Origin of the sequence: Brevundimonas sediminis, from assembly GCF_048799765.1 — a bacterium.
GTDB lineage: Bacteria > Pseudomonadota > Alphaproteobacteria > Caulobacterales > Caulobacteraceae > Brevundimonas.
This window is the reverse complement of the sequence record NZ_JBLYQK010000003.1, coordinates 75242-99654: the sequence shown is the minus strand read 5'-3', so window position 1 is coordinate 99654 and position 24413 is coordinate 75242. Positions and strand designations below refer to the sequence as shown.

Sequence of the window (24413 nt, the reverse complement as noted above, 5' to 3'; positions counted from 1 at the left end):
CCGGAATTATCGATACACGGATTGGACAAGTTTTATCCCTGAATTGATCCACAAGCGGAGCATTCGGGGCGCTTGCTGGATCCGGGGTTTGGAGCGAGCTTGATCAGGCCGAGGGACACGGCGGCGCGGAAAACCGGGGAGACCCGGGGCTCAAGGCGAACCGGCCCGGCTCTCTGACCCGACGCTTCGGGCGGTCTTCGGATCGTAACGGGCGGGAGGCAGGATCAGGCCCCAGGGGGACGTCGATGGCTTCGGCCCGAGACTGAACCGGACGGGAACCGGATCGGGATCAAAGGACGGCGCAGGCCAGACCTGCGGAACGCCGGAGACCCTGAGCGCGACAGGATACAGCTGACCACCGCCGGGTTCGCCCGCCGATGCCGAAGCCAGGGTCCGAAACCTCAACGGCCAAGTCCAACCCGGACTTGGCGAGGGGACGAGGAGCAGCGGTTCGCCGAGGCCCTTCGTCCCCTCGCTCAATTCCGGCGTCCGCCCCCCGTCTTCGCCCTTTTCCCGCCAGCGCCTTGGCCGTACATAAGGCCATGACCTCGCGTGGGAATCGCAGTCTTCCGCCGAACCGTCGCGCCCTTCTGGCGGGCGCCGGCGCCGTCGTCGTCAGTGCATCGGTCGCGGCCTGTTTCGACAACACCACCCAGGTCGAGCCGGACGCCGACGGCCGGATCCGGCTCCGCTTCGCCACCGACTGGCGCGCCCAGGCCGAGCATGGCGGTTTCTATCAGGCGCTCGCGACCGGCATCTACGAGAAGCGCGGCCTGAATGTCGAGATCATCCAGGGCGGTCCCGGGGTCAACGTACCCCAGCTGCTCGCGTCGGGGGCTGTAGAGCTCGGCATGGGCTCCAACAGCTTCATACCCATGAACCTCGTCGCGGAGGGCGCGCCGGTGAAGGCGGTGGCCGCCTTCTTCCAGAAAGACCCCCAGGTGCTCCTGGCCCATCCCGACCCGGCGCTCCGCAGCATCGCCGACCTGACCGGGCGGCCTTTCCTGCTGGCCGACGCCTCGATCAACGCTTTCTGGGTCTGGCTGAAGGCCGAGTACGGCTTCACGGACGCCCAGGTCCGCAAATACACCTTCAATCCCGCACCCTTCCTGGCTGACCGACGCGCGGTACAGCAGGGCTATCTGACCTCGGAGCCCTACACCATCCAGAAGGAAGCGGGCTTCGAACCCCGGGTGTTCCTTCTCGCCGACGAGGGCTATCCCTCCTACGCCACCATGGTGCTCGCGCCGACGGCCTTTGCCCGGGACAACGGCGCCGCCCTTCGCAGCTTCATCGCGGCCTCCGCAGAGGGCTGGCGCGACTATATCCAGGGCGACGGCAAGGCGGCGGACGCGCTGATCCGGCGGGATAACCCCGAGATGACCCAGGACATACTGGATCAGGCCCGGGAAAAGCTGCGCAGCAACGGAATCGTCGATGGAGGCGACGCCGCTCTCTACGGACTGGGCACAATGACCGAGGAGCGGTGGCAGGCCTTCTTCGAGGTCACCAGCCAGGCCGGGGTGTATCCAACGAACCTGGACTGGCGGCAGGCCTTCACCACCCAGTACCTGCCCGGCCGCGGCCGTGGCTGACACGGTCGCGACGCTTGAGGGCGTTGTCGTCCGTTACCCCGACCGCCCGCCGATCGGTCCGCTGCATCTCTCCATCTCAGCCGGCGAGATCGTCGCGGTCGTCGGCGCGTCCGGCGCGGGCAAGTCCACGCTCCTGCGCCTGCTCGCGGGTCTGGAACGACCGACAGAGGGGGAGGCCCTCACGACCTCCCCCGGTCGCACAGCCTTTGTTTTTCAATCGCCGACCCTGATGCCTTGGGCTGACGCCCAGACCAATGTCGCCCTGCCCCTCGAACTCGCCGGGACGCCTCGCGAGGACGCTCGCGCCCGCGCCGCCGTCGCCCTGGCCTCGGTAGGACTGGGTGAGCGCCTCAGCGCCCGTCCGAGACAGCTTTCCGGCGGCATGGCCATGCGTGCGTCCCTCGCCCGCGCCCTCGTCACACGACCCGACCTTCTTCTTCTGGACGAGCCCTTCGCGGCCCTGGACAGCGTCACCCGGCGCCATCTCATCGAGGACCTGCATCATCTGTGGTCCGCGCGAGCCCCGCGTCCGGCGATCGTCTTCGTCACCCACGACATTGAGGAAGCGGTCTATCTGGCCGGCCGCACCGTGGTCCTGGACGCCGTCAGCGGTCAGGTCGCCATGGCGCGCCCGACACCGGGCGACATCCCCCGCCCTGCCGGCTGGCGCGCCCGACCGGCCTACCGCGACGCCGTGGAGGCCCTTGCCGACGCTCTCGCCCACGCCATGCCGGAGCGGATTACATGACCCGGATTCTCCCGCCGCTGGCCCTGATCGCGCTCCTTCTTGTTCTCTGGGAGCTCAGCTGCAGGCTCGCAAACCTGCCGGTCTACGTACTGCCCCCTCCCAGCGGGATACTGGTATCTCTCGTTCGGCGTGCCCCCGTACTGGCCGGCTCCGCCATGCAGACCTTCAGCATGGCGCTCCAGGCGCTGCTGGTCGCGGCCATACTCGGCGGCGGCCTCGCCCTTCTCGTATCCATGAACCGGCGCGCCGAAGAGGCTGTCCGTCCTCTCGCGGTCGCCCTTCAGGTCACGCCCGTCGTCGCCATCGCCCCTCTGGTGTTGATCTGGACCGGGCTGGACCATGCCGATCGGGCAGTCGTCGCCCTGGCAGCAGCCGTAGCCTTCTTCCCCATTTTCTCAGGCGTGCTGACCGGACTTCAGTCCGCCGATCGAGACCTCGAGCGCTTGTTTGACCTCTACGGAGCCACGCCGGTCCAGAGATTGCTCCGTCTGCGCCTCCCCTCGGCCCTTCCGTTCGCTCTCGAAGGTCTGCGCGTGGCGTCCGGTCTCGCCGTCATCGGCGCCGTGGTCGCGGAGTTTGTCTCAGGCTCCGGAGCGACACAGGGCCTGGCCTGGCGGTTGCTCGAAGCCGGCAACCGCCTGCGCACCGCCGACATGCTGGCGGCGCTCATCTGCCTGATGTTGCTTGGGCTGGCCTTCAGCGGCGCCGCGGGCCTGATCGAACGCCACGTCCGCGCCCGGCTGTCCTGACCAAAGATTCTGCGCCCGCGTTAGCGACGGATTAAGCCAGCCGCCAATACCCTTGGTCGCCTGACCTTCCGCGTTCGGAGCTCCTCTTGCGCCGCGTCCCTTCCACGACTCTCGGCCTCGCCACCGTCGCCTTCGGGATGCTCGGGTTCGCGAACGTCGCCGGGGCGCAAACTCCCCCCCCGCAGTATCTGCGCTGGGCCGGACGTCCCGATGCGATCTCGATGCCGGCAGCCGCGGCAGACGCCGCAGGCGCTCCGACGCCCCGCCGCTCGAACCGGGTGATCCCGCATGGAGGCGTCGCGGCCGGGTCGGCGGCGCCCGCGCCGTCGCAGCTGCGAACCCTGACCCCCGCCAATGCCTGGCTGCGGTCTCCGCCCGCGCCGGCGCCGGCGCCGCCCCCCGGCCCAGCCATCACGCCCACGCCCGCGACAAGCCCGACGCCGACCTACCTCTCCGAGCAGGGGGGACGGGGTCAGGCCGTTCCGGCGGACGTCGCACTGGCGGCCGGTTCCTCGCCATCAGGCCCGACCGCGGCCGCTGTTGCCGGCCCCGCCGACCCCATGGCCCCACGCGCTGATGCGCCCGTCTTCCGCATGCAGGCGTCGGCGGGCGGCACCCCGGTGCAGGCTGACGAGGGCCGGACCGGGCCGACCGAGCAGGGTGCACGGTACTATTCGGTCCACAGACTGAGCGGCCGTACTCCGGATCCGGTCGCCATCCCTGAACCCGGCTATGTCGACGCTCTGGCGGTCACGACTCCTGTCACCATCGCCTCGCGAGACCTCGCTGAGCCCCAGGCCGGCCCGACCCTCATCCGTGACGCCCAGGGGCGCACGCGCGTCCAGCCTGCCGCGCCGGAAGGAGACTTCCAGTGACGGAGGCCGCCGCCGTGTCGCGCCTCCCCGACCTGATCGCCCTGGCCGAAGAAGGGTCCAGCGAGAAGCGCCGCGCCCTGCTGCGGGAATTGACCGAGCACTTCTTCGGCGCCGCCAACCGGACCGCCACCGAGGATGATCACTACGGGGCCGTTCTGGCCAAGCTGGCCGATGACATGGAGACGGCGGTCCGCAAGGAGCTCGCCAGCCGGTTCGCCTCGGCGCCTGACGCGCCCCACGCCCTGATCCGTCGCCTCGCCAATGACGAGGCCGCCGTCGCCGGCGCCGTCCTGGCCCATTCACCGGTCCTGACGGACGAGGATTTGCTCGGCGTGGTTCGCCAGCACGGCCAGGACCACCTGCGCGCGGTTTCGAACCGAAGCTCGGTTTCCGAGGCGGTGTCGGACGTGATCGTCGAACGAGGCGACGACGAAACTCTTGGAGCCCTGCTCCGCAACGACGGCGCCCGATTGTCACGCAAGGCCTCGGAAGCGGCCGTCGAACGGGCCAAGGCCAATCCGGCCCTGCACGAGACCACGGTGTCACGCGCCGACCTGCCGGCAGACCTTCTCAACGAGATGTATTTTGTGGTCGAGGCCCGCCTGCGCAGCCAAATCCTCGAGCAGAACGCGAGGATGGACCCCGCCCTGCTCGACGCAGCGCTCGCGGCGGGGCGCGCCCGGGTCGCCACCGATGACGGCGCCCTGCCCGCCGACTATTCCGAATGCCTCGCCTACGTCGAGGAGTTGAAGGCCGCCGGGCAACTCACCCCCCGAATGCTCGCCCGCTTCCTGCGGTCAGGCAGCCGCACCTCCTTCCTGATCGCCCTGGCCCAGCTCGCGGACATCGACTTCCACACCGCTCGCCAGATCATCGACAGGCGTGAGCTCGATGCCCTCGCCGTCGTCTGCAAGGCGGCGGATCTCGATCGCGCCCTGTTCCTGACCTACGCCGTCGTCCTGCTGAACGACGACGGTGACGCCATGGCCAAGGCCCACGCCTACGCCCGCATGTACGCCGAGTTGACCCGCGAGGCCGCGCTTCGCACGCTCCGCTTCTGGCGTATGCGACGCGGCGCGCAGGCCGCCTGACGGATCGCGGATCGTAAAACGGAAAACGCCCGCCGGAACATCCGGCGGGCGCTGTCTTTCAGCAAGCTGGCGAACGTCTACTTCTTGGCGCGTCCGGCACGCGCCGGCTTCCGCCCGCCCTGCCCCAGTCCCATCTGCTTGGCCAGATCCGACCGCGCTTTGGCGTAGTTCGGCGCGACCATCGGATAGTCCTTCGGGAGGTTCCACTTCGCGCGGTATTCCTCGGGGCTCATATTGTACTTGGTGCGCAGGTGGCGCTTCAGCGACTTGAACTTGCGACCGTCCTCGAGACAGATCAGGTAGTCCGGCGTGATCGACTTGCGGACCGGAACCGCGGGCTCACGGGGCTCGGGCTCCGGCTCGACGACGCCGGTCGAGACTTGCGACAGGGCCGCATGAATGCTCGAGATCAGCCCCGGCACTTCAGACGCCTGAACATTATTGTTGCCGACATAGGCCGACACAATGTCGGCAGTCATTTCGAGCAGTTGTGCGTTTTCTTCCATGGAGTCCCAGCCAAGTTGCGCGGATCGACTGAATCGGGATCAATCCTTGATGATCGATCAAATAAAGACGTTCGCTATTGAAGGCAACGTCCAATAGTTCGCCTGAAAAGCTCGGCAAAGCGAAAGAAGGCTCCGCCCCGATCTAGCGACCGAAGTTCTCTGCCAGCGCCAGCATCGCGGCGCGCTCAGGCGCTGAATAGTCGTCCAGCCCCTCTTCCTCGCCCTCGCGGATCACCTTCAGTAGAGCGGGCGTCAAAGCGGAAGACAGCGACCAGTTCCAGTAACGCAGGACAGTCTGCGCCCTGTCCACCGCGAGCATTTCATAAGTGATCTGCACCCGCTCCCAAAGGGGGTCGACCGTGCCGTCCGCCATCGCTTCCGGCCGGCGCAGGGACCGCCAGAGGGCCTGGAGCTCTCCCCGCCCGAGTCCCGTCGCCTTGCACAGGATCGCGAGAGGCTCTCCGCCGGTGTCGCCAAGTATCTTGGCGCCGGTGATCGGCTTGACCCCGGACAGATGCGAGATTTCGGTCGCCAGTTCCCGCGACATGCCCTTCAGGCCGGCCGCGGCGACGGCCTCCTCCAGCCCGCCATAAGGACTGCGGGCGATCGCCGCGCGGTTGCGCTGGCGACGCTCGATGAACTGAAGCGCCTTGCGCGACACCGGGTCTTGCCACCCTTCCTCGGCAGCCATCGCAAAGACGTCCTCCGCCACCTCCTGCATGACTTCCCGCGACACGGCGAACCGCTGCAGGATGGTCCGGCGATCCTCCGCTCCCGCCCACCAGAACATCACGTAAGCCCCGGATGGCCGCAGTTCCGGCCGCTTCAGCAAGGGCGCGCAAAGCTGGCGTTCCGTGCGGCTCAGGCTCACCACACCCTCGACGGCCACCTGGCCAAGCCGGGCGCTGCTGTTTCTCAGCAGGGCGTCGATCACCGCCGTCTCGCCGAACTCCAGCAGAATCTCCCCTATCACCTCGGACAGGCCGCGACGGTTGGCGATGAGAAGCCGGTGCTCCTCCGTCGTGTCCCTGGCGCAGGCCACCAGATCGGCATCGGACAGGGATGCGCAGTGCTCGATCAGGAGTCCCGCGACGTCGGGCTCGTCACGCAACAGCATTCGCGCCAGCGCGTTCGGCAGTTCCGTCAACGGCGCCAGACGGGCGGCGACGCGCTTGCGGTCCTCATGCGAGGCCAGCCGGAGCATTTCGACCAGCAGGTCCCCGGTCACGGCGCGTTCGAACGCGTTGATCCGGCTGGCGGGCAGCGAAACCACATCGGCCAGCCGCCTCAACAGGGCGTGGCGCGCGCGCGGACCCGCAGTGGGCGCGACCTCTTCAGGCATGGCGGCAGGGTCGGACATGACCAGGCATCGTACGACCGACGCGGTTAACCGGCTGTGACGGCCCTACAGGCCTTCGAACAAGGCGGTCGACAGGTAGCGCTCGGCGAAACTCGGAATGATCGCCACGATCGTCTTCCCGGCGTTCTCTTCCCTTTCGGCAACCCGGAACGCCGCCGTCAGCGCGGCCCCGGACGAGATGCCGACGGGAATCCCTTCCACACGCGCCGCCTTGCGGGCCATGTCGAAGGCGTCCTCGTTCGATACCTGTTCCACGGCGTCGATGATCGACCGGTCCACGATACTCGGGACAAAGCCGGCGCCGATACCTTGAATTTTGTGCGGGCCCGGATCGCCACCGGACAGGACAGGTGAAGCGGTCGGCTCGACCGCGATCATCCGGACGGACGGCTTCTTCGCCTTCAGGGCCTGCCCGACACCGGTGATCGTTCCGCCGGTGCCGACCCCTGCGATCACGATATCAACAGCCCCCTCGGTGTCGGCCCAGATTTCCTCGGCCGTGGTCTCCCGGTGGATGGCCGGATTGGCCGGATTGTCGAACTGTGCGGGGCTGACCGCCCCCGGAGTGCGATCGAGCAGGTCCTGCGCCATGGCGATAGCGCCCTTCATGCCCTTTTCAGCCGGCGTCAGCACCAGTTCGGCGCCCAGCAGGGCCAGCATCTTGCGCCGTTCCATCGACATGCTTTCGGGCATCACGAGGATCAGCTTGTAGCCCTTCGCCGCAGCCACAAAGGCCAGGGCGATGCCGGTGTTTCCGCTGGTCGGTTCGATCAGCACGCTGCCGGGACCGATCTTGCCGGCCTGTTCGAGCGCCTCGACCATAGCCACGCCGATCCGATCCTTCACCGAAGCGATCGGGTTGAAGAACTCCAGCTTGGCCAGAACCCGGCCCTTCGGCTGGAACTCCGCCGACAACCGCGGCAGCGCCACGAGCGGGGTGTCGCCGATCGTGTCGATGATCGACCCATAGATTTTACCCCGACCGGACTTGCGGTGGCGGCTGGCGTCGTACGAGGCGTCGGACATTGGGGGAGTCTCCGGAGCGGCGTTGAGCGTGACATTAAAGCACGATCTTCAGGGCATAATCCCCTTCGATCTAGGGAAAGCCCCTCCGACCGCAATCCCCTTGGAAGCCTTTACGAACGTCGGGCGTTGGGCGATCAGCGTAGAGTCACCCTCGGGGGAGAGTTCCACTGTCCAACAGCGCGCCTGATATCGCCTTTCTCAAGCGGGAGGGCGAAATGGCCGGACGCATCCGTGCGTTCGACTGGTCACGCACGCCGATCGGCGACATCGACAGCTGGCCGCAAAGCCTTCTGACCGCCGTCGGGATGCTGGTCGCGGCCCCGAACCCCATGGTCCTCCTCTGGGGGCCCACGGGGATCCTGATCTACAACGACGGCTACGCCCGCTTTGCCGGTCGGCGACACCCGGAGCTCCTCGGCATGGGCGCCCGCGAGGGCTGGCCCGAGATCGCCGACTTCAACGACGGCAATATCCGGAGAGGTCTGGCCGGCGAGTCCTGGTCTCTTCGGGACCAGGAGCTGGTGCTGGATCGCGCCGGCGTCCCGGAGCCGGGCTGGATGGATCTTGATTACGTCCCTGTCCCGGACGAGACCGGCCAGCCGGCTGGCGTCATGGTCTTCGTCACCGAAACGACGGACCGCATTCTCGCCGAAAGACGTCGGGACGACGCCGATGCCAGACTGCAGCTTGCCCTGTCGGCGGGACGCGGCATCGGCGCCTGGGACTGGGACCTGGCGAAAGACCTCGTCCGCGCCGATGAACGCTTTGCACGTCTGTACGGCGTCGATGTCCACAAGGCAGTCGAGGGAGCACCCCTCGCCGAGTTCTTCGGCAGCGTCCATCCCGAAGACCTTCCGAAGCTGCGGACGGACATCGCCCGGGCCCTGTCTTCCGGCGAAGTCTTCACGGGCGAGTATCGCATCGTCCAACCCGACGGAAGCACCCGCTGGGTGCAGGCCGAAGGTCGGGTCGAGTACGACCCCGACGGAAAGCCGTCGCGTTTTCCTGGCGTGAGCTTCGATGTCAGCGACCGCAAGACAGTTGAAGCCCGCCTGCGCTTTCTGGACGCCCTTCAGGTCGAGGTGGCGCGCCTGACGCTCCCGGAACAGATCCTCTCGACGACGACCCGCCGGACCGGCGAGTTCCTCGGCGCCTCCATTTGCGCCTATGCCGACATGGACGCCGACGAGAATGGTTTCACCATCCGGGGAGATTGGGCGGCGCCCGGCTCCGCGACCATCATCGGTCACTACAGCCTTGCCGACTTCGGCCGGCTCGCGGTCCAGGAACTGGCGGCGGGGCGGCCGCTGATCGTCAACGATATTGACCAATTGGCCCCGAACGAGGCGGCGACTTTCCGGTCCATCGGCATCGCGGCGACCATCTGCATGCCGCTGGTGAAGGATGGTGTCCTGACCGCCCTGATGGCGATCCACCACAAGACGCCGCACATCTGGACCGAGGATGAACTGGCCACCATCCGGCAGGTGGTCGAGCGGTCCTGGGCCCACGTCGAGCGGGTGCGTTCCGAGGCCGACCGGCGGGAAAGCGAGACCCGGTATGAGGCGCTCTTCAACGCAATCGACGAAGGGTTCTGCATCATCGAGTTTTTCGATGGTCCGCACGGCCCGCTCAGCGACTACATCCACGTCGAGGCCAACGCCGCCTACACCGTCAATGCGGGGATTCCCGACGTCGTCGGCCAGAAGGTCCGGGAAATGGTTGGCGACGAGGCCGAAGAATGGGTCCGCCTCTATCGCGGGGTGCTGACCTCCGGCGCCCCCATCCGCTTCGAGAAGGAGCTGGAAAAGACCGGCCGCTGGCTTGAGCTGGCCGCCTTCCGCATCGAGCCGGCGTCGCGCAACCAGGTCGCCGTCCTTTTCCAGGACCTCACCGCCCGCAAACAGGCCGAGCAGGCGCTGCGATCCCTGAACGAAACCCTTGAGCAAAGGGTAGAGGAACGGTCAGCGGAGCTGATGCAAATCGAGGAGGCCCTTCGACAGTCGCAGAAGATGGAGGCGGTGGGCCAACTGACGGGCGGCATCGCGCACGACTTCAACAATCTGCTTGCCGGCATTTCCGGCAGCCTGGAACTGCTCCAGAAACGCTTGCATGAGGGCCGCCTGGCGGGGGTGGAGCGCTACATTGACGCCGCCCAGGGCGCGGCGCAGCGCGCGGCGGCCCTGACCCAGCGGCTGCTGGCCTTCTCACGCCGCCAGACCCTTGATCCAAAGCCCGTCTCCGCCAATCGCCTGATCAGCGGCATGGAGGAGCTGATCCGACGCACCATGGGGCCGGATATCGAGGTCGAGGTCGTGGGCGCCGCCGGGCTCTGGACCACGCGCGTTGACCCGTCGCAGCTCGAGAACGCCCTGCTGAACCTTTGCATCAACGCCCGCGACGCAATGGCGCCGAACACAGGCCGACTGACCATCGAAACCGCCAACAAATGGCTGGACGACCGGGCGGCGAAGGAACGGGACCTGAAGCCTGGCCAGTACATCTCGCTTTGCGTGACGGACACCGGCTCCGGCATCCCGGCCGACATCGTCGATCGCATCTTTGATCCCTTCTTCACCACCAAGCCCCTCGGTCAGGGCACAGGCCTCGGCCTGTCGATGATCCACGGCTTCCTCCGTCAGTCCGGTGGTCAGGTCCGGGTGTATTCCGAGCCGGGCAAGGGCACGACGATGTGCCTCTATCTCCCCCGCTACACGGGCGACCTGGAGACCCTGGACCCACTGGATCCGGTCATCTCGGGTCACCCTGGTCATGGAGAGACCGTCCTGCTGATCGACGACGAGCCCACGGTGCGGATGTTGGCCGCCGAGGTTTTGGGCGACGCCGGCTATACGGTGATCGAAGCCGTCGACGGCCCCTCCGGCCTGCAAGTGCTGGGCGGCGGCGCGAAGATTGACCTGTTGGTCACTGATGTGGGTCTGCCCGGCGGGCTGAACGGCCGACAGGTCGCCGACGCAGCGAGGGTCGAGCGGCCGGAGCTGAAGGTGCTGTTCATCACCGGCTACGCGGAGAATGCGGCCGTGGGCAACGGGCTGCTCGATCCGGGGATGGCGGTGCTCACCAAGCCCTTTGTCATGACCGAACTGGTCAACAAGGTCGGGGAGCTGATCGACAGCTGACGTGCCGGAGGGTCAGAACTCTTCCCAGCCGTTCTCGCTGGGCTGGCTTTCCATCACAGCCCCGCCGCCCACGACCAGTCTGGCCCTTTCGCGCGGCTCTGCCGGGACGGAAGCCGGTTCCGGGCGGCCTCTCAGCATGTGCACAACGGGACCGGTCGCCGCAGCCTGGCCGGTGTCGAACTTCTTCACCAGTGCAGCGAGTTGCGCCGCCTCCGTTTTCAGGTTCGCCGCCGCAGCGGTCGTTTCCTCGACCATGGCGGCGTTCTGCTGGGTGACCTGATCCATCTGGTTCACCGCCGTGTTGACCTGCTGCAGGCCCGTGGCCTGCTCCTGGGCCGAGGCGGAAATCTCGGACACCAGCGCATCCATCTCGGCCACCCTCACCACGATGGCGGACAGGGCCGAGCCGGCTTCATCCACCAGCTTGACCCCCGCCGCGACCTGGCTGGTCGAGGTGTGGATCAGGGTCTTGATCTCCTTGGCCGCCTCCGCGGAGCGCTGGGCCAGCGACCGAACCTCGGACGCGACCACGGCGAAGCCCCGGCCGGAATCGCCGGCGCGCGCCGCTTCAACCCCCGCATTCAGGGCCAACAGGTTGGTCTGGAAGGCGATTTCGTCGATCACCCCGATGATGTCGCCGATCTGGACGGAGCTCTTCTGGATTTCGCCCATCGCTGCGATCGCATTGCGCACAACCTCGCCTGATCGCTCCGCTTCGGCCCGGGCGCCCGCCGCGGCGGTCGACGCCTTGCCGGCCCCCTCGGCGCTCCGCTTCACGGTCGCGGTAATTTCATCCAGGGCGGCCGCCGTCTCCTCCAGACTGGCCGCCTGCTGCTCCGTCCGCCGCGAAAGGTCATCGGACGCGGTCGAGATTTCATCCGACCCGCCGCGCAGACCACCGACGGCGTCCGTGACCTGGGCCAGGGCGTCCCGGAGACTGCCGACCGCCGAGTTGTAGTCATCGCAGATCCGCTGGTGAGCCCCGCTCATCTCGCCGTCGACGCGGGTGGTCAGATCGCCGCCCGAGAGCTTCGACAGACTGGAGGCCAGCGCTTCGACCAGGGTGGACTGGGCCTGCTCGGCCTCGATCCGCGCGCGCTCGCTGCGGCGATTTTCCTGCTCTTCCCGTGTGATATCGACCGCCAGCTTGATCACACGCAGTGGGCGGCCGTCGGAGCCGAAGATGGGATTGTAGGACGCCTGCAGCCAGACCTCCCGACCGCCCTTCGCCAGACGCCGGAACTTGCCGGCGGCGAACTGGCCTTCGTTCAGGGTGCGCCAGAACGCGGCATAGTCGGGTGACGCCGCCTCCGAGGGCTCCATGAAGTTGCGATGGTGTGTTCCCCGGATTTCGTCGAGACCATAGCCCATGGTCAGCAGGAAATTCTCGTTCGCATCGATGATCGTGCCGTCGAGGTTGAACTCGATCACAGCCTGGGATCGGCCGATCGCCGCCATCCGCGCTTCAAGCTCGTCCACCCTGGACCGGGTCCCGTCTTCCTGCCGACGACGCGAAGCAAACATCGCAACCTCCCCCAAGGTCAGCAAGCCCTCAGGCTGCTAGCTATAGTTGCAAGCAAGCGCCTCGAAACTTTAGTAATGATTGTTTTTCTGCACGGGAAAATACGTAGTTAGCGAGTCATAAATGATTAACACTCAGGATCTTTTCGGGCGTTCCAGCGCCCCTGAAAGGACGGACCGCGCAGGGTCGAAACCGACAACCTCCCGGATGACGATCATGCTCTGGTAGGATCGCACGCCCTTCTCGGGCGTCAGTTCACGGATGCCGAACGCTTCATATTCCGACATGGCGCGGACCGAGACCGTCAGCAGATAATCGGTCGGTCCGGTAACGTCCCAGCAGCCCTGGACCTCGGGACTGGCGCGCATGGAGGCCTGGAAGGCGTTCATCATGGTCCGGTCCTGGGTGTTCATCTCCACCATGACATGCAGGACGATCCGGGGTTCCACCCGGGCCGGATCGATCATGGCGACATCCGAAACGATGACGCGCTCAGCTCTGAGACGCCGCAGGCGGCGCAACACTGCGGACTCCGAAAGCCCCACCGCCTCCGCCGTCACGCGCGCGGGCTCCAGATTATTCCGACGGACCCGCCCCAGCAATTTGTGGTCGAACGGGTCGAGAGTGACGAATTCCGTCATCAGGTAGGCTTTCGTGATGATTTCAGGCACAATCGAGCCTGAAATCGCCGGGAAGCGCAACCATATCCCGGCTACCCTCAGGCATGTCGATCGCCATGGCCCGCCGCTCCCTGTCTACCCCCGCAGTCGCGGCAGCCCTGCCCTACGCAGCCCTCCTCGCGGGCATGGTGTCCCTGGCGGTCGGCACATCCTTCGCCAAGCAGCTCTTTCCCGTTGTCGGCGCCGAGGGCACCTCGGCTCTTCGCGTCGGCCTGTCCGCCCTGATCCTGATCGCCGTCTGGCGGCCGTGGCGCTTCAGGCTCAGCCGCGCCGACACGGGGCGCGTCATACTGTACGGCCTCGTTCTGGGCCTGATGAACCTCAGCTTCTACATGTCACTGCGGACCATCCCGTTGGGTGTGGCCATTGCGATCGAGTTTTCCGGCCCGCTCGTCCTCGCGCTTGTTCACGCCCGTCGCCTGATCCATTTCATCTGGATCGCCTGCGCCGTCGCCGGTCTGGCGATGCTGCTGCCCCTCTGGAGCGGCGCGCATGCCCTGGACCCCGCCGGCGTGGCCTTCGCCGCCTTCGCGGGCCTCTGCTGGGCCCTGTACATCATCTTTGGAAAGCGTCTCTCCCACATGCACGCGGGCCAGTCGGTCGCCCTCGGCATGAGCACTGCCGCCATGGTCATCCTGCCGTTCGGCGTCGCCTCGGCCGGCGCAAACCTGTTGCTGCCGTCCGTCCTGATTGTCGGCGTCTGTGTCGCCCTCGCCTCCAGCGCCCTGCCCTATTCGCTTGAGATGATCGCGCTGAGCCACATTCCCAAGCGCACCTTTGGCGTCCTGCTGTCATGTGAGCCGGCCGTCGGCGCCCTCGCCGGCCTCGCTATCCTGCACGAACGCCTGAGCGGACTGCAGTGGCTGGCCATCGGCTGCATCGTCGTCGCCTCGGTCGGGGCGATTCTGACCACCGGCCGTGAGGCATCCACACAACCGGCGGACGCCCCTGTGCCCACAGCGAACTAGGGCCGTCTTCATCTTCGATTAACCACGTTCCCGCATCCGTGGAGGCCTGTTCAGGGGCTCCGTTTGCGCAATCTCGCCGCCGCCGTCGAAGCGATCGACCCGCTGGTCGTGACCGGCAAGGTCGCGGGCGTCAGCGGCCTGCTGATCGAGTCCCGCGGCGGTCTCAGCCGTCTCGCCGTCGGCGCCCGCGCCGAGATTGAGCGCGGACGCGGCCTCAACCCCCTGCCCGCCGAGGTCGTCGGCTTCCGCGACGCCAAGGCCCTGCTCATGCCATTCGGCCCCGTCGAGGGCGTGGCGCCCGGGGCCGACATTCGCATCATCGACACCGCCGCCAGCGTTCGCCCGACCACCGCGTGGCTGGGTCGGATCATCGACGCCTTCGGCAACCCCATCGACGGCAAGGGTCCCCTGCCCCAGGGCCCCGCGGCCTATCCCCTGCGCGCGCCCCCGCCCCCTGCCCACTCGCGCGGTCGCGTCGGCGAACGGCTGGACCTGGGCGTCCGCTCAATGGACGTCTTCACCACCACCTGCCGGGGTCAACGGCTCGGCATCTTCGCCGGCTCGGGCGTCGGCAAGTCGGTGCTGCTGTCCATGCTCGCCAAACAGGCCACCTGCGACGTTGTCGTCGTCGGCCTGATCGGCGAACGGGGTCGGGAAGTGCGCGAGTTCGTCGAGGAGACCTTGGGCGAGGAAGGCCTGCGCCGCGCCGTCGTCGTGGTCGCCACCTCCGACGAGCCTGCGCTCAAGCGTCGCCAGTCCGCCTATATGACCATGGCCATCTCGGAATATTTCCGGGATCAGGACCTGGAAGTCCTGTGCCTGATGGACTCGGTCACCCGCTTCGCCATGGCACAGCGGGAGATCGGCCTGGCGGCGGGAGAACCGCCAACGACCAAGGGCTATACGCCCACCGTCTTCACCGAATTGCCCAAGCTGCTGGAACGCGCCGGCCCCGGACCGGTCCGCCCGGACGGCACGACGGCCGCTCCCATCACCGCCCTCTTCACCGTGCTGGTGGACGGCGGCGATCATGACGAGCCCATCGCCGACGCCGTGCGCGGTATTCTGGACGGCCACATTGTGATGGATCGCAAGATCGCCGAGCGCGGCCGCTTCCCCGCCATTGACGTGCTGAAGTCGGTCAGCCGGACGCTTCCGGGCTGTCAGACGCCGCCCGAGCGTGAACTGAACAAGCGCGCACGCCAGTGCCTCAGCGCCTATGCGAATATGGAGGAGCTGATCAAGATCGGAGCCTACCGTTCGGGCGCCGACCCCATCGTTGACCGCGCCATCGCGCTCAACCCCGCCCTCGAAGGATTTCTGGGTCAGGACAAGGACGATCACACGTCTCTTTCCGATTCATTTACCCGACTGGAGGCAATTCTGAACCAGGGCATGATCAGCCAGTGACCGGAGTGAACAAATGACCGCCTGGGCTCAATCGCTGATCCGGATCTCGAACTACGAGGTCGAGACCCTCCAGAAACGCCTCGCGGAGATCACCGCCCGTCGCGCCTCGGCCGAAATGCGCCTCGCCGTCCTCGATGCCGAGGCCGAGGTCGAACAGGAACGCGCGCGTCAGGACGTCGAGGCGGGCATGATGCTGCAGGCCTATCTGAACGGCTGGAAGCTGCGCAAGGCCGCCGCCGAGACCGATGTCGCCGAAATCGACGCCGAGGAAGTCGGCGCCCGCGACGCCCTTACCGGCGCCTTCGAGGAACTCAAGAAGTTCGAGCATGTGGCCGAGACCACCCGCCTGAACGCCATGATCGCCGCCGGCAAGCGCGAGACCGCCGCCTTCGACGAAATGGGCCTGCGCCGGCGTGCCGGATAAGCTGGCCCGCCGGACGGTGCTGGGCGCCTCGCTCGGCTCTGCGGTCGCCCTGGGCGCCTGCGACCGCTTCGCCACAGCCCAGCCCTCGCCCGGTCCTCTGGCCGCCCCGCTCAAGGACATCGTTCCCGCGCCCTTCGGCGCCACGGGAATGACCTGGCAGCTCGATCAGCCCGACTGGATCGAGCAAATCCGTCGTCACTGTTCCCAGATGACTCCCGAGTGGGAGCAGAAGATGGAGCGGACCCTTGGCCCCGGCTTCGTCTACGACTTCGGCGCCTCGGACCGGGTCGTCGCCTTTGCCCGTGACAACGGCCTGCGGGTCCATGGCCACACCCTGATCTGGTATTCCCAAGGGGCAGAGGTCTTCAACGACACCGTCGTCCCCCGCGATCGCTTCGCCGCCGAGTACGAGCGCTATATCCGCGCCTTCGCCGGCCGCTATCGCGGCCAGATGGCGGGCTGGGACGTCGTCAACGAACCCGTCTCCGAGGACGGAACCAGCTTGCGCGAATGTCACTGGAGCCGCGCCCTCGGCATGGACGGCTACATGGTCCGCGCCTTCCAGATCGCGAAGGAGGCCGATCCCGATGCCATCCTTTTCCTCAATGAGTACAACCTGGAAAACATTCCGCAGAAGGGAACGACCTTCCTCAAGCTGGTTGAACGCCTGCTGAAACTGGGGGCGCCCATCGGCGGCATCGGGACCCAGTCCCACCTCGGCATCGAGATTCCCGAAGGCAATATCCGGAACTTCTTCCGTGACGCCGCCTCGTTGGGCCTCCCCATCCATGTATCCGAGCTGGACTTCTCCCTGTACCGCGACGGCGGCCGCATGCCCGACCTGCGCTCGCTGAAGGAGAAGCGCGACCAGCAGGTCGCCCGCGTCGGCGAATTGGCCGAGGCCTTCCACGCCTTGCCCGAACGCCAGCGCTACGCCTTCACCACCTGGGGCCTTCGGGACAACGACAGCTGGCTGACCCGCGAGGAGGGCCGCAACCGCCCCGACGACAGCCCGCTGCTGCTTGACCGCGAGGGCCGAGGCAATCCGGCGTACGGGGCTTTGGCGGAAGCGTTCGGGAGCCGCGCCGGCGGCTAGTACCCCAGGCCCATCCGCGCGACCTTGCTGTCCTTGCCGGCCTTGATGATCTGGCGCAGGCCGATGAAACACAGCGCCGGGCCCACGATCAAAGCGCCGTAAGCCACGACGAAGACGTCTCCCCAGTTGGTGTAGGTCCAAAAGGTTACGCCGCCTCCGATCGCCAGGATCAGCAGGCCGAACGTCAGGTTCGCCATGCCACGCTTACGATCCGCGGCGGTCAGCCGGGCCTGCACCTTCCGCACGGCCGCCTTCGCCGCTTCGGCCTCAATGCCGTCAGCCACCATTCCATCGATGATCGGTTGAATGTCCATTCCGCGCCGATAGCGCACGGTCGCCTCGAAATCAGCGTCGTTCACAGCTCGCTCCCCCAAAGCTTTGCGGCACTTTAGCGGGGTCAGCCTCGCAGTCCAGATTCCGCAGATGACTTCGGGTCTTCGGCGCGCTCCGCCGCGATCCCCGCCGCTATCAAATCGGCGATCAATCCTCTCACCGCCGCCTCCACCTTCTCAGCATCCCGGCCCCGCAAAACCAGATGGGTCCCGATCTCGCCGGCCGAGCCGTGGCCGAAGGGATAGCTGCCGAAGCTGACCTCGCGCTCGGCCTTCGACGCGGCGGTCAGGATATCCGCCACCGCCCCCTCGCCCACGCCGCTGACCCGCACCGTACGCGACAGCACCACCGCCCCGGTCTTCAGGCGTGGGGCCACATCCTCCAGCATGGCGGTCATGATCTTCGGCACGCCCGCCATCACAAAGACATTGCCGATCTGAAAGCCCGGCGCGTCCGTCACCGGATTGGCGATCAGCGTCCCGCCCTCGGGGATGCGCGCCATCCGCCGCCGCGCCGCGTTGAACTCGCCCGGCCCATAGCGTTTCTCGAGGATCGCCACCGCGTCCGGATGCTCCGGCAAGGCCACGCCGAACGCCCTGGCCACCGCATCGGCGGTGATGTCGTCATGGGTGGGACCGATCCCACCGGTGGTGAAGACATAGTCGTGTGCCGACCGCAGGGCGTTCAGATTCTCCACGATCTGCTCCGTCCGGTCCCCGACCGTCCGCGCCTCCAGCAGGTCGATCCCCAGCGCCGTCAGGAACCGCGCGATGGTGTTCAGATTGGTGTCCTGCGTCCGGCCGGACAGAACCTCGTCCCCGATAATGAGGACGGCGGCGGTGGGGGATGCTTCGGTCATCCGCTCAAGCTAGAGACTGCGCCATGCGCTTCAAGACACCTCTCGAACGCGGAACCCTGATCCGCCGCTACAAGCGCTTCCTCGCCGACGTGACCCTCGCGGACGGGACCGAGACCACCATCCACGTCCCCAACCCCGGCGCGATGCTGGGTCTGACCGCGCCGGGCGTGCCGGTCTGGATGTCCCGCTCGCCCGATCCGAAGCGCAAGCTGCCTCTGACGCTGGAGATGGTCGAACTGCCGGATGCCGGGCTGGTCGGGGTCAACACCATGAATCCCAACCGCATCGGAGAGACCGCCATCGCCGAGGGGCGGATCGCGGAACTGACCGGCTACCCCCTCCTGCGGCGCGAGGTCCGCTACGACGGGAACAGCCGGATCGACATCCTGCTTCAGTCGGACCCTGACGCCCTCCATCGACCGTCCGCCTGGGTCGAGATCAAGAACGTCCACTTCAACCGCGAACCCGGCCTTGCCGAATTCCCGGACTGCCGCACCGAACGGGCCGTCAAACATCTGAAGGCGCTCGAACGGGTCATCGACGCGGACGACCGGGCCGTCATGCTGTTCATTGTCCAGCGCATGGACTGCACGGCCTTCACCACCGCCGACGACATCGACAGGGCCTATGGCCCCGCCCTGCGTGAGGCCGCCTCCCACGGGGTTGAGGTTCTGTGCTACAGTTGCCACCTGACGCCTGAAGCGATCCGGCTGGATCGCGCCCTGCCCTGGCGGCCCTGATTTCGACAAGGGTCGCGCCGAAAGACGACGCATGTACGAGACCCCAGAACTGGACACCGATCACTTCGTCCGCACCCACGAGATCCGCGTCCATCAGGACGAGGAAGCCTGGGAGGGCATGCGCGCCGCCGGCAATCTTGTCGCCCGCGCCCTCGATATGATCACCGAGCACGTCCAGCCCGGCGTCACCACCGGCCGCATCGACGACCTGATCCGCGAGTTCACCCTCGACAATGGTGGCCTGCCCGCCTGCCTCGGCTACAAGGGCTACGAGAAAACCGTCTGCACCTCGATCAACCACGTCGTCTGCCACGGCATCCCGGGCGACAAGGTGCTCAAGGACGGCGATATCGTGAACATCGACCACACCATCATCGTCGACGGCTGGCACGGCGATTCCAGCCGCATGTTCCCGGTCGGGACCATCAACGCCCGCGCCCGCAAGCTGATCGACGTCACCTATGACTCGCTGGAGGCCGGTCTGGCGGTCGTGAAGCCGGGCGCCACCTTCGGCGACATCGGCTACGCCATCCAGCAGGTGGTCGAGGCCCAGCGCATGTCGGTCGTCCGCGACTTCTGCGGCCACGGCATCGGCCGCCTGTTCCACGACAGCCCGAACGTCCTGCACTACGGCCGCCGCGGTGAGGGCGCGACCCTCAAGAAGGGCATGTTCTTCACCGTCGAGCCGATGGTGAACCTGGGCAAGCCGCACGTGAAGGTCCTGTCCGACGGCTGGACCGCCGTCACCCGCGACAAGTCCCTGTCCTCGCAGTGCGAACACACTATTGGCGTGACGGACGACGGCTGCGAGCTGTTCAGCGCCAGCCCCGCCGGGCTGTTCCGTCCTGAATTCTAGGATAGGCTGCGCGCGTCCCCGGAGGACGCATGCTCGATCCGCCGTCAGAAAACTCGAAGCGGCCCCATCACGCAGGCCATCGCGAACGGCTGCGCGATCGGGCGCGCGGCGCGGGCATCCACCACCTGCCCGACTATGAGTTGCTTGAGCTATTCCTTTTCCGCAGCCAGCCGCAGGGCGACGTCAAGCCCATCGCCAAGGCCCTGCTGGCCAGGTTCGGTTCGCTGGCGGCCGTCCTCGCCGCCTCGGTCGAGGACCTGATGACGGTCAAGGCCGAGGACTCGCGCGGCCGCTCCAAGGGCATCGGCGCCGAAACCGCCCTGGACCTCGCCGCCCTGCACGAGGTCGCCCGCCGCGTCACCAAGGAAGAGGCCAACAAGCGCACGGTCATCTCCTCCTGGACCGCCCTGCTGGCCTACGTCCGCCTTTCGCTCCAGCACGAGCCGCGCGAGCAGTTTCGGGTCCTCTATCTCGACAACCGCAACCAGCTGATCCTCGACGAGATCCAGAACCGCGGCACGGTCGATCACGCCCCCGTCTATCCGCGGGAAGTCGTTCGCCGGGCGCTGGAGCTGTCGGCCAAGTCGATGATCATCGTCCACAACCATCCGTCCGGCGACCCCACCCCGTCCCGCGCCGACATCGACATGACGCGCCAGGTGGTCGAGGCCGCGCGGGCTCTGGGCCTGTCGGTCCACGACCATCTGGTCGTCGGTCGGGATGGCGTGGCCAGTTTCAAACAGCTGGGGTTGATGTAGCTTCCGCTCCCTGAGTTCCGGGGAAGTCATGACCACCACACGCCGCACCCTTCTCGCCGCCGCCCCCGTCGCCGCGTTGGCCACCTCCGCCGTCGCGCAAGGCGCCGCCCCCGCCGTCATGGTCTCGACCTGGGACTTCGGCGCCGCCGCCAACGCCGCCGGCTGGGCGGCGCGTCAAGCTGGCGGCTCGGCCCTCGACATGGTCGAGGCCGGCGGCAAGGTGGCGGAGCTGGATGAGGACAACTCGTCCGTCGGCCTCGGCGGCCTGCCCGACCGCGACGGCCATGTGACGCTGGACGCCTGCGTCATGACATGGGCCGGCGACATCGGCGCCGTCTGCGCGCTGGAGGATGTGGTCCATGCCGTCTCCGTCGCGCGCGCGGTCATGGAGAAGACGCCCCACACCATGCTGGTGGGACCCGGCGCGCGGACCTTCGCCGTGGATCAGGGTTTCCCGACCCGGAACCTGCTGACGCCCCGCGCCGAGGCGGCCTGGCGCGAGTGGCTGAAGACCGCTGAATACGCCCCGCGCATCAATAGCGAGAACACCGACTGGCGCTCCATACCCGGCGGTCCCGGCAATCACGACACCATCGGTCTCGTCGCCGTTGGAGCCGATGACCGGATAGCGGGCGCCTGCACCACCTCCGGCATGGCTTTCAAGATGCGGGGTCGGGTCGGCGACAGCCCCCTGATCGGGGCGGGCCTCTATGTCGATGATGAAGTCGGCGGCGCCACGGCGACCGGCGTGGGCGAGGATGTCGTCCGCGTGTCCGGCGCCCATTCGGTCGTCGAGGCCCTGCGCCACGGCCTTGACCCGACCGCCGCCTGCCGCACCGTCATCGAACGCCTGGCCCGCCTGCGCGGAACGAGGGTCGCGGCATCGCAGGTCGCCCTCCTCGCGCTGGATAAACAGGGCCGCGCCGGGGCCTTCGCCCTGCAACCCGGCTTCACCTACGCCGTGACCGACGCGGCGGGACAGACCCGGATCGAGCGCGCCGGGGCCCTGTTCACCGCATGACCACCACCCTGATCACCGAGCGGCTGACCCTGACGCCTGTGCAGATCTCGGACTATGCCGACCTGACGGTCCTGTGGGGCGACCCCGCCTTCGCCACCGCCATTTTCCCGACGGCCATGTCCAGTGAGGACGTCTGGTTCCGCCTGCTGCGCGACATCGGCCACTGGGAAGCGCTGGGTCATGGCAACTGGGCGATCCGCGAGACCGCCACCGGCGATTATGTCGGCGGCGTCGGTATCTTCGACGCGCGCCGCCTGATGGACCCGCCTTTCGATGCGCCAGCGCTCGGCTGGGGCGTCGCCCCCCGCCACCAGGGCAAGGGCATGGCCTTCGAGGCGCTGTCCGCCGCGCTCGCCTGGGCCGACGACACGCTCAACGCGCCGCGCACGGTCTGCATGATCGCCCCGGACAACGCCTCCTCCCATTCGCTGGCGAAGCGCGCCGGCTACACCCCTTACGCCGAGACCCTCTACCGGAATGAGGCTGTGATCCTGCTTGAGCGCCACGCGGCGTAGCCTGCCATTAAGGTTTACGCGGCATCCTCCGGACCGAACTCCGGAGTGCGTCCGTCCATGCCCATGCCCGTCGAAACGCTTCGCGCCTATCTGACCGAAGCCTTCCCCGACGCCGAGATCGCCATCGACGATCTGGCGGGCGACGGTGACCACTACCGCGCCCGTATTGTCTCGTCCGCCTTCGCGGGCCTGCCGCGGGTGAAACAGCACCAGCTCGTCTACGCCGCCCTGAAGGGCAAGATGGGCGGGGAACTGCACGCCCTCGCCCTTGAAACCTCGGTTCCTGCGGAGGGCTGACCGATGCGCTATCGTCCCTTCGGTCACGCCGGACAGGCTGTCTCGGTCGTCACCCTCAGCCTCGGGGCGCGGGATATCGCCGCCGGCCCGGACGCGGGCCGCGAGTTGATCTATTCGGCGCTGGAAGCGGGCATCAACAGCTATCGCCTGACCACGGCCGATCCCGTCCTGGCCGAGGTCCTGGGCGAAGCCCTGCGCCACGTGGACCGCAAGCTGGTTCAGGTCTCCCTCATGCTGGGCGCCGGGGACGGGCGACGCGGTTCGAACCGGGACTTCTCCGCAGAAGGCATGACCGGCGCCATCGACCGCGCCCTGCACGCCTCGAATCTGGGCTGGTTCGATCTCGCGGTTCTGGACCAGCCAGAAGACCACGAGCTGCCCCAGTCGTCCCTGAACGCACTCAAGGCCCTCCGGGCGACCCAGCGCATCCGCCTGCTGGGTATCGCCGGCGACAGCGAGGTGATGGACACCTATGTCTCCACCGGAGCCTTCGACGCCCTTTTCACCCCCTATCACGTCAACTCGCCGTGGCAGATCCGGTCGCGCCTGCGTGACGCCCGGGAGCGGGACATGGGAATTTTCGTCTACGACTATTTCCCGGACGCCCTCGACACGATGAAGAAGGCCACCGAAGTCCATGAAGAGAAGCGCGGCTTCTTCGGGTTCGGAAAGTCGCAGGGTCGAAAGCCGCACGATCCTCTTGCCGGCGTCGGGACCTTCGCCTTCCTGCATCAGACGAACGCGTGGACGGCCGAGGCGATCTGCCTGGCCTACGCCCTGACCGATCCGGCGATCTCCAGCGTCCTGATCGACGCGCCGGACGTCGAGCGGCTGAACACCCTGGCCATGGTTCCCGACCGGGACCTGCCGCCCGGTCTCGCCGCGCAGATCGAGATGGCGCGCGTGGCGGGCGCAAAGGCGGCCTAGCCACCCCGTTTGAGGGGATGGCGCAGCGGTTCACGGACACATCCGGGAGGCGCGCGCCCTTGACCCCCGGCGCGTCCGACCCTAGCTGACGGCCTTCATCGAAAGGCCTCCCCGTGACCGATCAAGCTGTCGCCGACCCCGTCCACGCCTTCATCGCCGATACCGTGGCCCAGCACGACGTCGTTCTGTTCATGAAGGGGACGCCGGATGCGCCCCGTTGCGGCTTCTCCTCGCTGGCGGTGCAGATCCTCGATCACATCGGCGCGTCGTTCGTCGGCGTCGACGTCCTTCAGGATGAGGCCCTGCGTGAAGGCATCAAGGCCTTCACGGACTGGCCGACCATTCCCCAGCTCTATGTGAAGGGCGAGTTCGTCGGAGGTTCGGACATCGTGCGCGAGATGTTCAACAGCGGCGAGCTCCAATCTCTGATGGCCGACAAGGGCGTCGCCCTCGGTCAGGACGACTGATGGCCCGCCCCCAGCTGGAGCCGCGCGAGGATCGCGAAATCTTCGTCCTCCCGCTGGAGGTTCGTCCCGAGCACATCGACGAGAACGGCCACGTGAACAATGTGGTCTACGTCGGCTGGCTGCAGGACGCGGGCACGGCCCACTGGAACGCCAGCTTCGACGAGGCGACCCGGACGAAGTGGTCCTGGGTCGGCGTCCGGCACGAGATCGACTATTTCCGCCCCCTGATGCCTGACGCCGTCGGTGTACGCGCCCGGACCTGGGTCGGCGACCCGCAGGGCCCCCGGTTCAATCGATATGTCCGTATCGAGGACGGCGAAGGTCGCCTGTGCGCCCAGGGCGTCACCGAATGGGTGCTGGTCGACGCGAAGAGCATGCGTCCCCACCGCATTCCCGCCGAGATGCTGCCGGCCTTTCAGGCCCGTTGAGGGCGTGCGGGCCGGATCGCAT

At 67.2% G+C, this 24413-nt stretch carries 26 protein-coding genes; 19 read left to right on the top strand and 7 right to left on the bottom strand.

Translation table 11 applies throughout. From position 1 onward, the window contains the following. Nucleotides 1-542 precede the first annotated feature (542 nt). From ACLQ7T_RS03140 to ACLQ7T_RS03120, 5 genes are all read left to right on the top strand, one after another. Nucleotides 543-1595, top strand: a complete 1053-nt coding sequence (locus ACLQ7T_RS03140) for an ABC transporter substrate-binding protein (RefSeq protein ID WP_420478094.1) — start codon at nucleotides 543-545, stop codon at nucleotides 1593-1595. Further along, on the top strand, nucleotides 1588-2343 hold the full coding sequence (locus tag ACLQ7T_RS03135; protein WP_420478093.1) for an ABC transporter ATP-binding protein: 756 nt from the start codon (nucleotides 1588-1590) through the stop codon (nucleotides 2341-2343). The genes ACLQ7T_RS03140 and ACLQ7T_RS03135 overlap by 8 nt, the downstream gene beginning before the upstream one ends. A gap of 155 nt (nucleotides 2344-2498) precedes the next feature. Beyond that, on the top strand, nucleotides 2499-3092 hold the full coding sequence (locus tag ACLQ7T_RS03130) for an ABC transporter permease (protein ID WP_420478092.1): 594 nt from the start codon (nucleotides 2499-2501) through the stop codon (nucleotides 3090-3092). A gap of 560 nt (nucleotides 3093-3652) precedes the next feature. Further along, nucleotides 3653-3967, top strand: a complete 315-nt coding sequence (locus ACLQ7T_RS03125) for a hypothetical protein (protein ID WP_420478091.1) — start codon at nucleotides 3653-3655, stop codon at nucleotides 3965-3967. Next, nucleotides 3964-5058, top strand: coding sequence for a DUF2336 domain-containing protein (locus ACLQ7T_RS03120; RefSeq protein WP_420478090.1), 1095 nt, complete (start codon nucleotides 3964-3966; stop codon nucleotides 5056-5058). Before ACLQ7T_RS03125 ends, ACLQ7T_RS03120 begins: the two co-directional genes overlap by 4 nt. A gap of 77 nt (nucleotides 5059-5135) precedes the next feature. On the opposite strand, the gene ACLQ7T_RS03115 is transcribed toward ACLQ7T_RS03120, so the two are convergent. From ACLQ7T_RS03115 to cysK, 3 genes are all read right to left on the bottom strand, one after another. Beyond that, entirely contained in the window at nucleotides 5136-5564 is a 429-nt protein-coding gene (locus tag ACLQ7T_RS03115; RefSeq protein WP_420470852.1) for a Ros/MucR family transcriptional regulator, read from the bottom strand. A 142-nt stretch (nucleotides 5565-5706) separates the two neighbouring features. Beyond that, complete coding sequence (locus tag ACLQ7T_RS03110) at nucleotides 5707-6924, bottom strand: DUF2336 domain-containing protein (protein ID WP_420478089.1); 1218 nt, start codon at nucleotides 6922-6924, stop codon at nucleotides 5707-5709. Between the two features lie 45 nt (nucleotides 6925-6969). After that, nucleotides 6970-7950 carry a cysteine synthase A gene (gene cysK, locus ACLQ7T_RS03105; RefSeq protein WP_420478088.1) on the bottom strand — a complete coding sequence of 327 codons (981 nt, stop codon included), beginning with the start codon at nucleotides 7948-7950 and terminating at the stop codon, nucleotides 6970-6972. 215 nt (nucleotides 7951-8165) lie between these two features. Between cysK and ACLQ7T_RS03100 the strand changes: the two genes are divergently transcribed. After that, a complete protein-coding gene (locus ACLQ7T_RS03100; RefSeq protein WP_420478087.1) occupies nucleotides 8166-11090 on the top strand; it encodes an ATP-binding protein in 2925 nt (974 codons plus the stop codon). Between the two features lie 12 nt (nucleotides 11091-11102). Here the strand turns inward: ACLQ7T_RS03100 and ACLQ7T_RS03095 are convergent, their stop codons facing one another. After that, complete coding sequence (locus tag ACLQ7T_RS03095) at nucleotides 11103-12614, bottom strand: methyl-accepting chemotaxis protein (protein ID WP_420478086.1); 1512 nt, start codon at nucleotides 12612-12614, stop codon at nucleotides 11103-11105. Nucleotides 12615-12746: 132 nt separating this feature from the next. Next, nucleotides 12747-13253 (bottom strand): Lrp/AsnC family transcriptional regulator, encoded by a 507-nt coding sequence (locus ACLQ7T_RS03090; protein WP_420478085.1) that lies wholly within the window; start codon nucleotides 13251-13253, stop codon nucleotides 12747-12749. Between the two features lie 83 nt (nucleotides 13254-13336). On the opposite strand from ACLQ7T_RS03090, the gene ACLQ7T_RS03085 reads away from it, so the two are divergent. From ACLQ7T_RS03085 to ACLQ7T_RS03070, 4 genes are all read left to right on the top strand, one after another. Continuing rightward, nucleotides 13337-14260, top strand: coding sequence for an EamA family transporter (locus tag ACLQ7T_RS03085; RefSeq protein ID WP_420478084.1), 924 nt, complete (start codon nucleotides 13337-13339; stop codon nucleotides 14258-14260). Nucleotides 14261-14323: 63 nt separating this feature from the next. Next, the gene (fliI, locus tag ACLQ7T_RS03080; protein WP_420478083.1) at nucleotides 14324-15670 is read left to right on the top strand and encodes a flagellar protein export ATPase FliI; all 1347 of its coding nucleotides are present in this window, start codon (nucleotides 14324-14326) and stop codon (nucleotides 15668-15670) included. Nucleotides 15671-15683: 13 nt separating this feature from the next. Continuing rightward, nucleotides 15684-16094, top strand: a complete 411-nt coding sequence (locus ACLQ7T_RS03075; RefSeq protein ID WP_420470860.1) for a flagellar export protein FliJ — start codon at nucleotides 15684-15686, stop codon at nucleotides 16092-16094. Beyond that, entirely contained in the window at nucleotides 16084-17190 is a 1107-nt protein-coding gene (locus ACLQ7T_RS03070; protein WP_420478082.1) for an endo-1,4-beta-xylanase, read from the top strand. Before ACLQ7T_RS03075 ends, ACLQ7T_RS03070 begins: the two co-directional genes overlap by 11 nt. Here the strand turns inward: ACLQ7T_RS03070 and ACLQ7T_RS03065 are convergent. Further along, nucleotides 17187-17549, bottom strand: coding sequence for a hypothetical protein (locus tag ACLQ7T_RS03065; RefSeq protein WP_420478081.1), 363 nt, complete (start codon nucleotides 17547-17549; stop codon nucleotides 17187-17189). The genes ACLQ7T_RS03070 and ACLQ7T_RS03065 overlap by 4 nt on opposite strands. A 38-nt stretch (nucleotides 17550-17587) precedes the next feature. Beyond that, a complete protein-coding gene (locus ACLQ7T_RS03060) occupies nucleotides 17588-18382 on the bottom strand; it encodes a competence/damage-inducible protein A (protein WP_420478080.1) in 795 nt (264 codons plus the stop codon). A gap of 23 nt (nucleotides 18383-18405) precedes the next feature. On the opposite strand from ACLQ7T_RS03060, the gene sfsA reads away from it, so the two are divergent. From sfsA to ACLQ7T_RS03015, 9 genes are all read left to right on the top strand, one after another. Next, entirely contained in the window at nucleotides 18406-19122 is a 717-nt protein-coding gene (gene sfsA, locus ACLQ7T_RS03055) for a DNA/RNA nuclease SfsA (RefSeq protein ID WP_420478079.1), read from the top strand. A gap of 31 nt (nucleotides 19123-19153) precedes the next feature. Next, nucleotides 19154-19978, top strand: coding sequence for a type I methionyl aminopeptidase (gene map / locus ACLQ7T_RS03050; RefSeq protein ID WP_420478078.1), 825 nt, complete (start codon nucleotides 19154-19156; stop codon nucleotides 19976-19978). Between the two features lie 29 nt (nucleotides 19979-20007). After that, nucleotides 20008-20736: a RadC family protein gene (gene radC, locus ACLQ7T_RS03045; RefSeq protein ID WP_420478077.1), complete on the top strand. Its 729-nt coding sequence runs from the start codon at nucleotides 20008-20010 to the stop codon at nucleotides 20734-20736. A 28-nt stretch (nucleotides 20737-20764) separates the two neighbouring features. Next, nucleotides 20765-21757 carry a glycosylasparaginase gene (locus ACLQ7T_RS03040; RefSeq protein WP_420478076.1) on the top strand — a complete coding sequence of 331 codons (993 nt, stop codon included), beginning with the start codon at nucleotides 20765-20767 and terminating at the stop codon, nucleotides 21755-21757. Beyond that, nucleotides 21754-22272 (top strand): GNAT family N-acetyltransferase, encoded by a 519-nt coding sequence (locus tag ACLQ7T_RS03035; RefSeq protein ID WP_420478075.1) that lies wholly within the window; start codon nucleotides 21754-21756, stop codon nucleotides 22270-22272. The genes ACLQ7T_RS03040 and ACLQ7T_RS03035 overlap by 4 nt, the downstream gene beginning before the upstream one ends. A gap of 57 nt (nucleotides 22273-22329) precedes the next feature. After that, complete coding sequence (locus ACLQ7T_RS03030; protein WP_420478074.1) at nucleotides 22330-22569, top strand: BolA family protein; 240 nt, start codon at nucleotides 22330-22332, stop codon at nucleotides 22567-22569. A gap of 3 nt (nucleotides 22570-22572) precedes the next feature. After that, entirely contained in the window at nucleotides 22573-23496 is a 924-nt protein-coding gene (locus tag ACLQ7T_RS03025; protein ID WP_420478073.1) for an aldo-keto reductase family protein, read from the top strand. 113 nt (nucleotides 23497-23609) lie between these two features. Next, entirely contained in the window at nucleotides 23610-23963 is a 354-nt protein-coding gene (grxD, locus tag ACLQ7T_RS03020) for a Grx4 family monothiol glutaredoxin (protein ID WP_420478072.1), read from the top strand. Continuing rightward, the gene (locus ACLQ7T_RS03015; protein WP_420478071.1) at nucleotides 23963-24391 is read left to right on the top strand and encodes an acyl-CoA thioesterase; all 429 of its coding nucleotides are present in this window, start codon (nucleotides 23963-23965) and stop codon (nucleotides 24389-24391) included. Before grxD ends, ACLQ7T_RS03015 begins: the two co-directional genes overlap by 1 nt. Nucleotides 24392-24413: the final 22 nt, after the last annotated feature.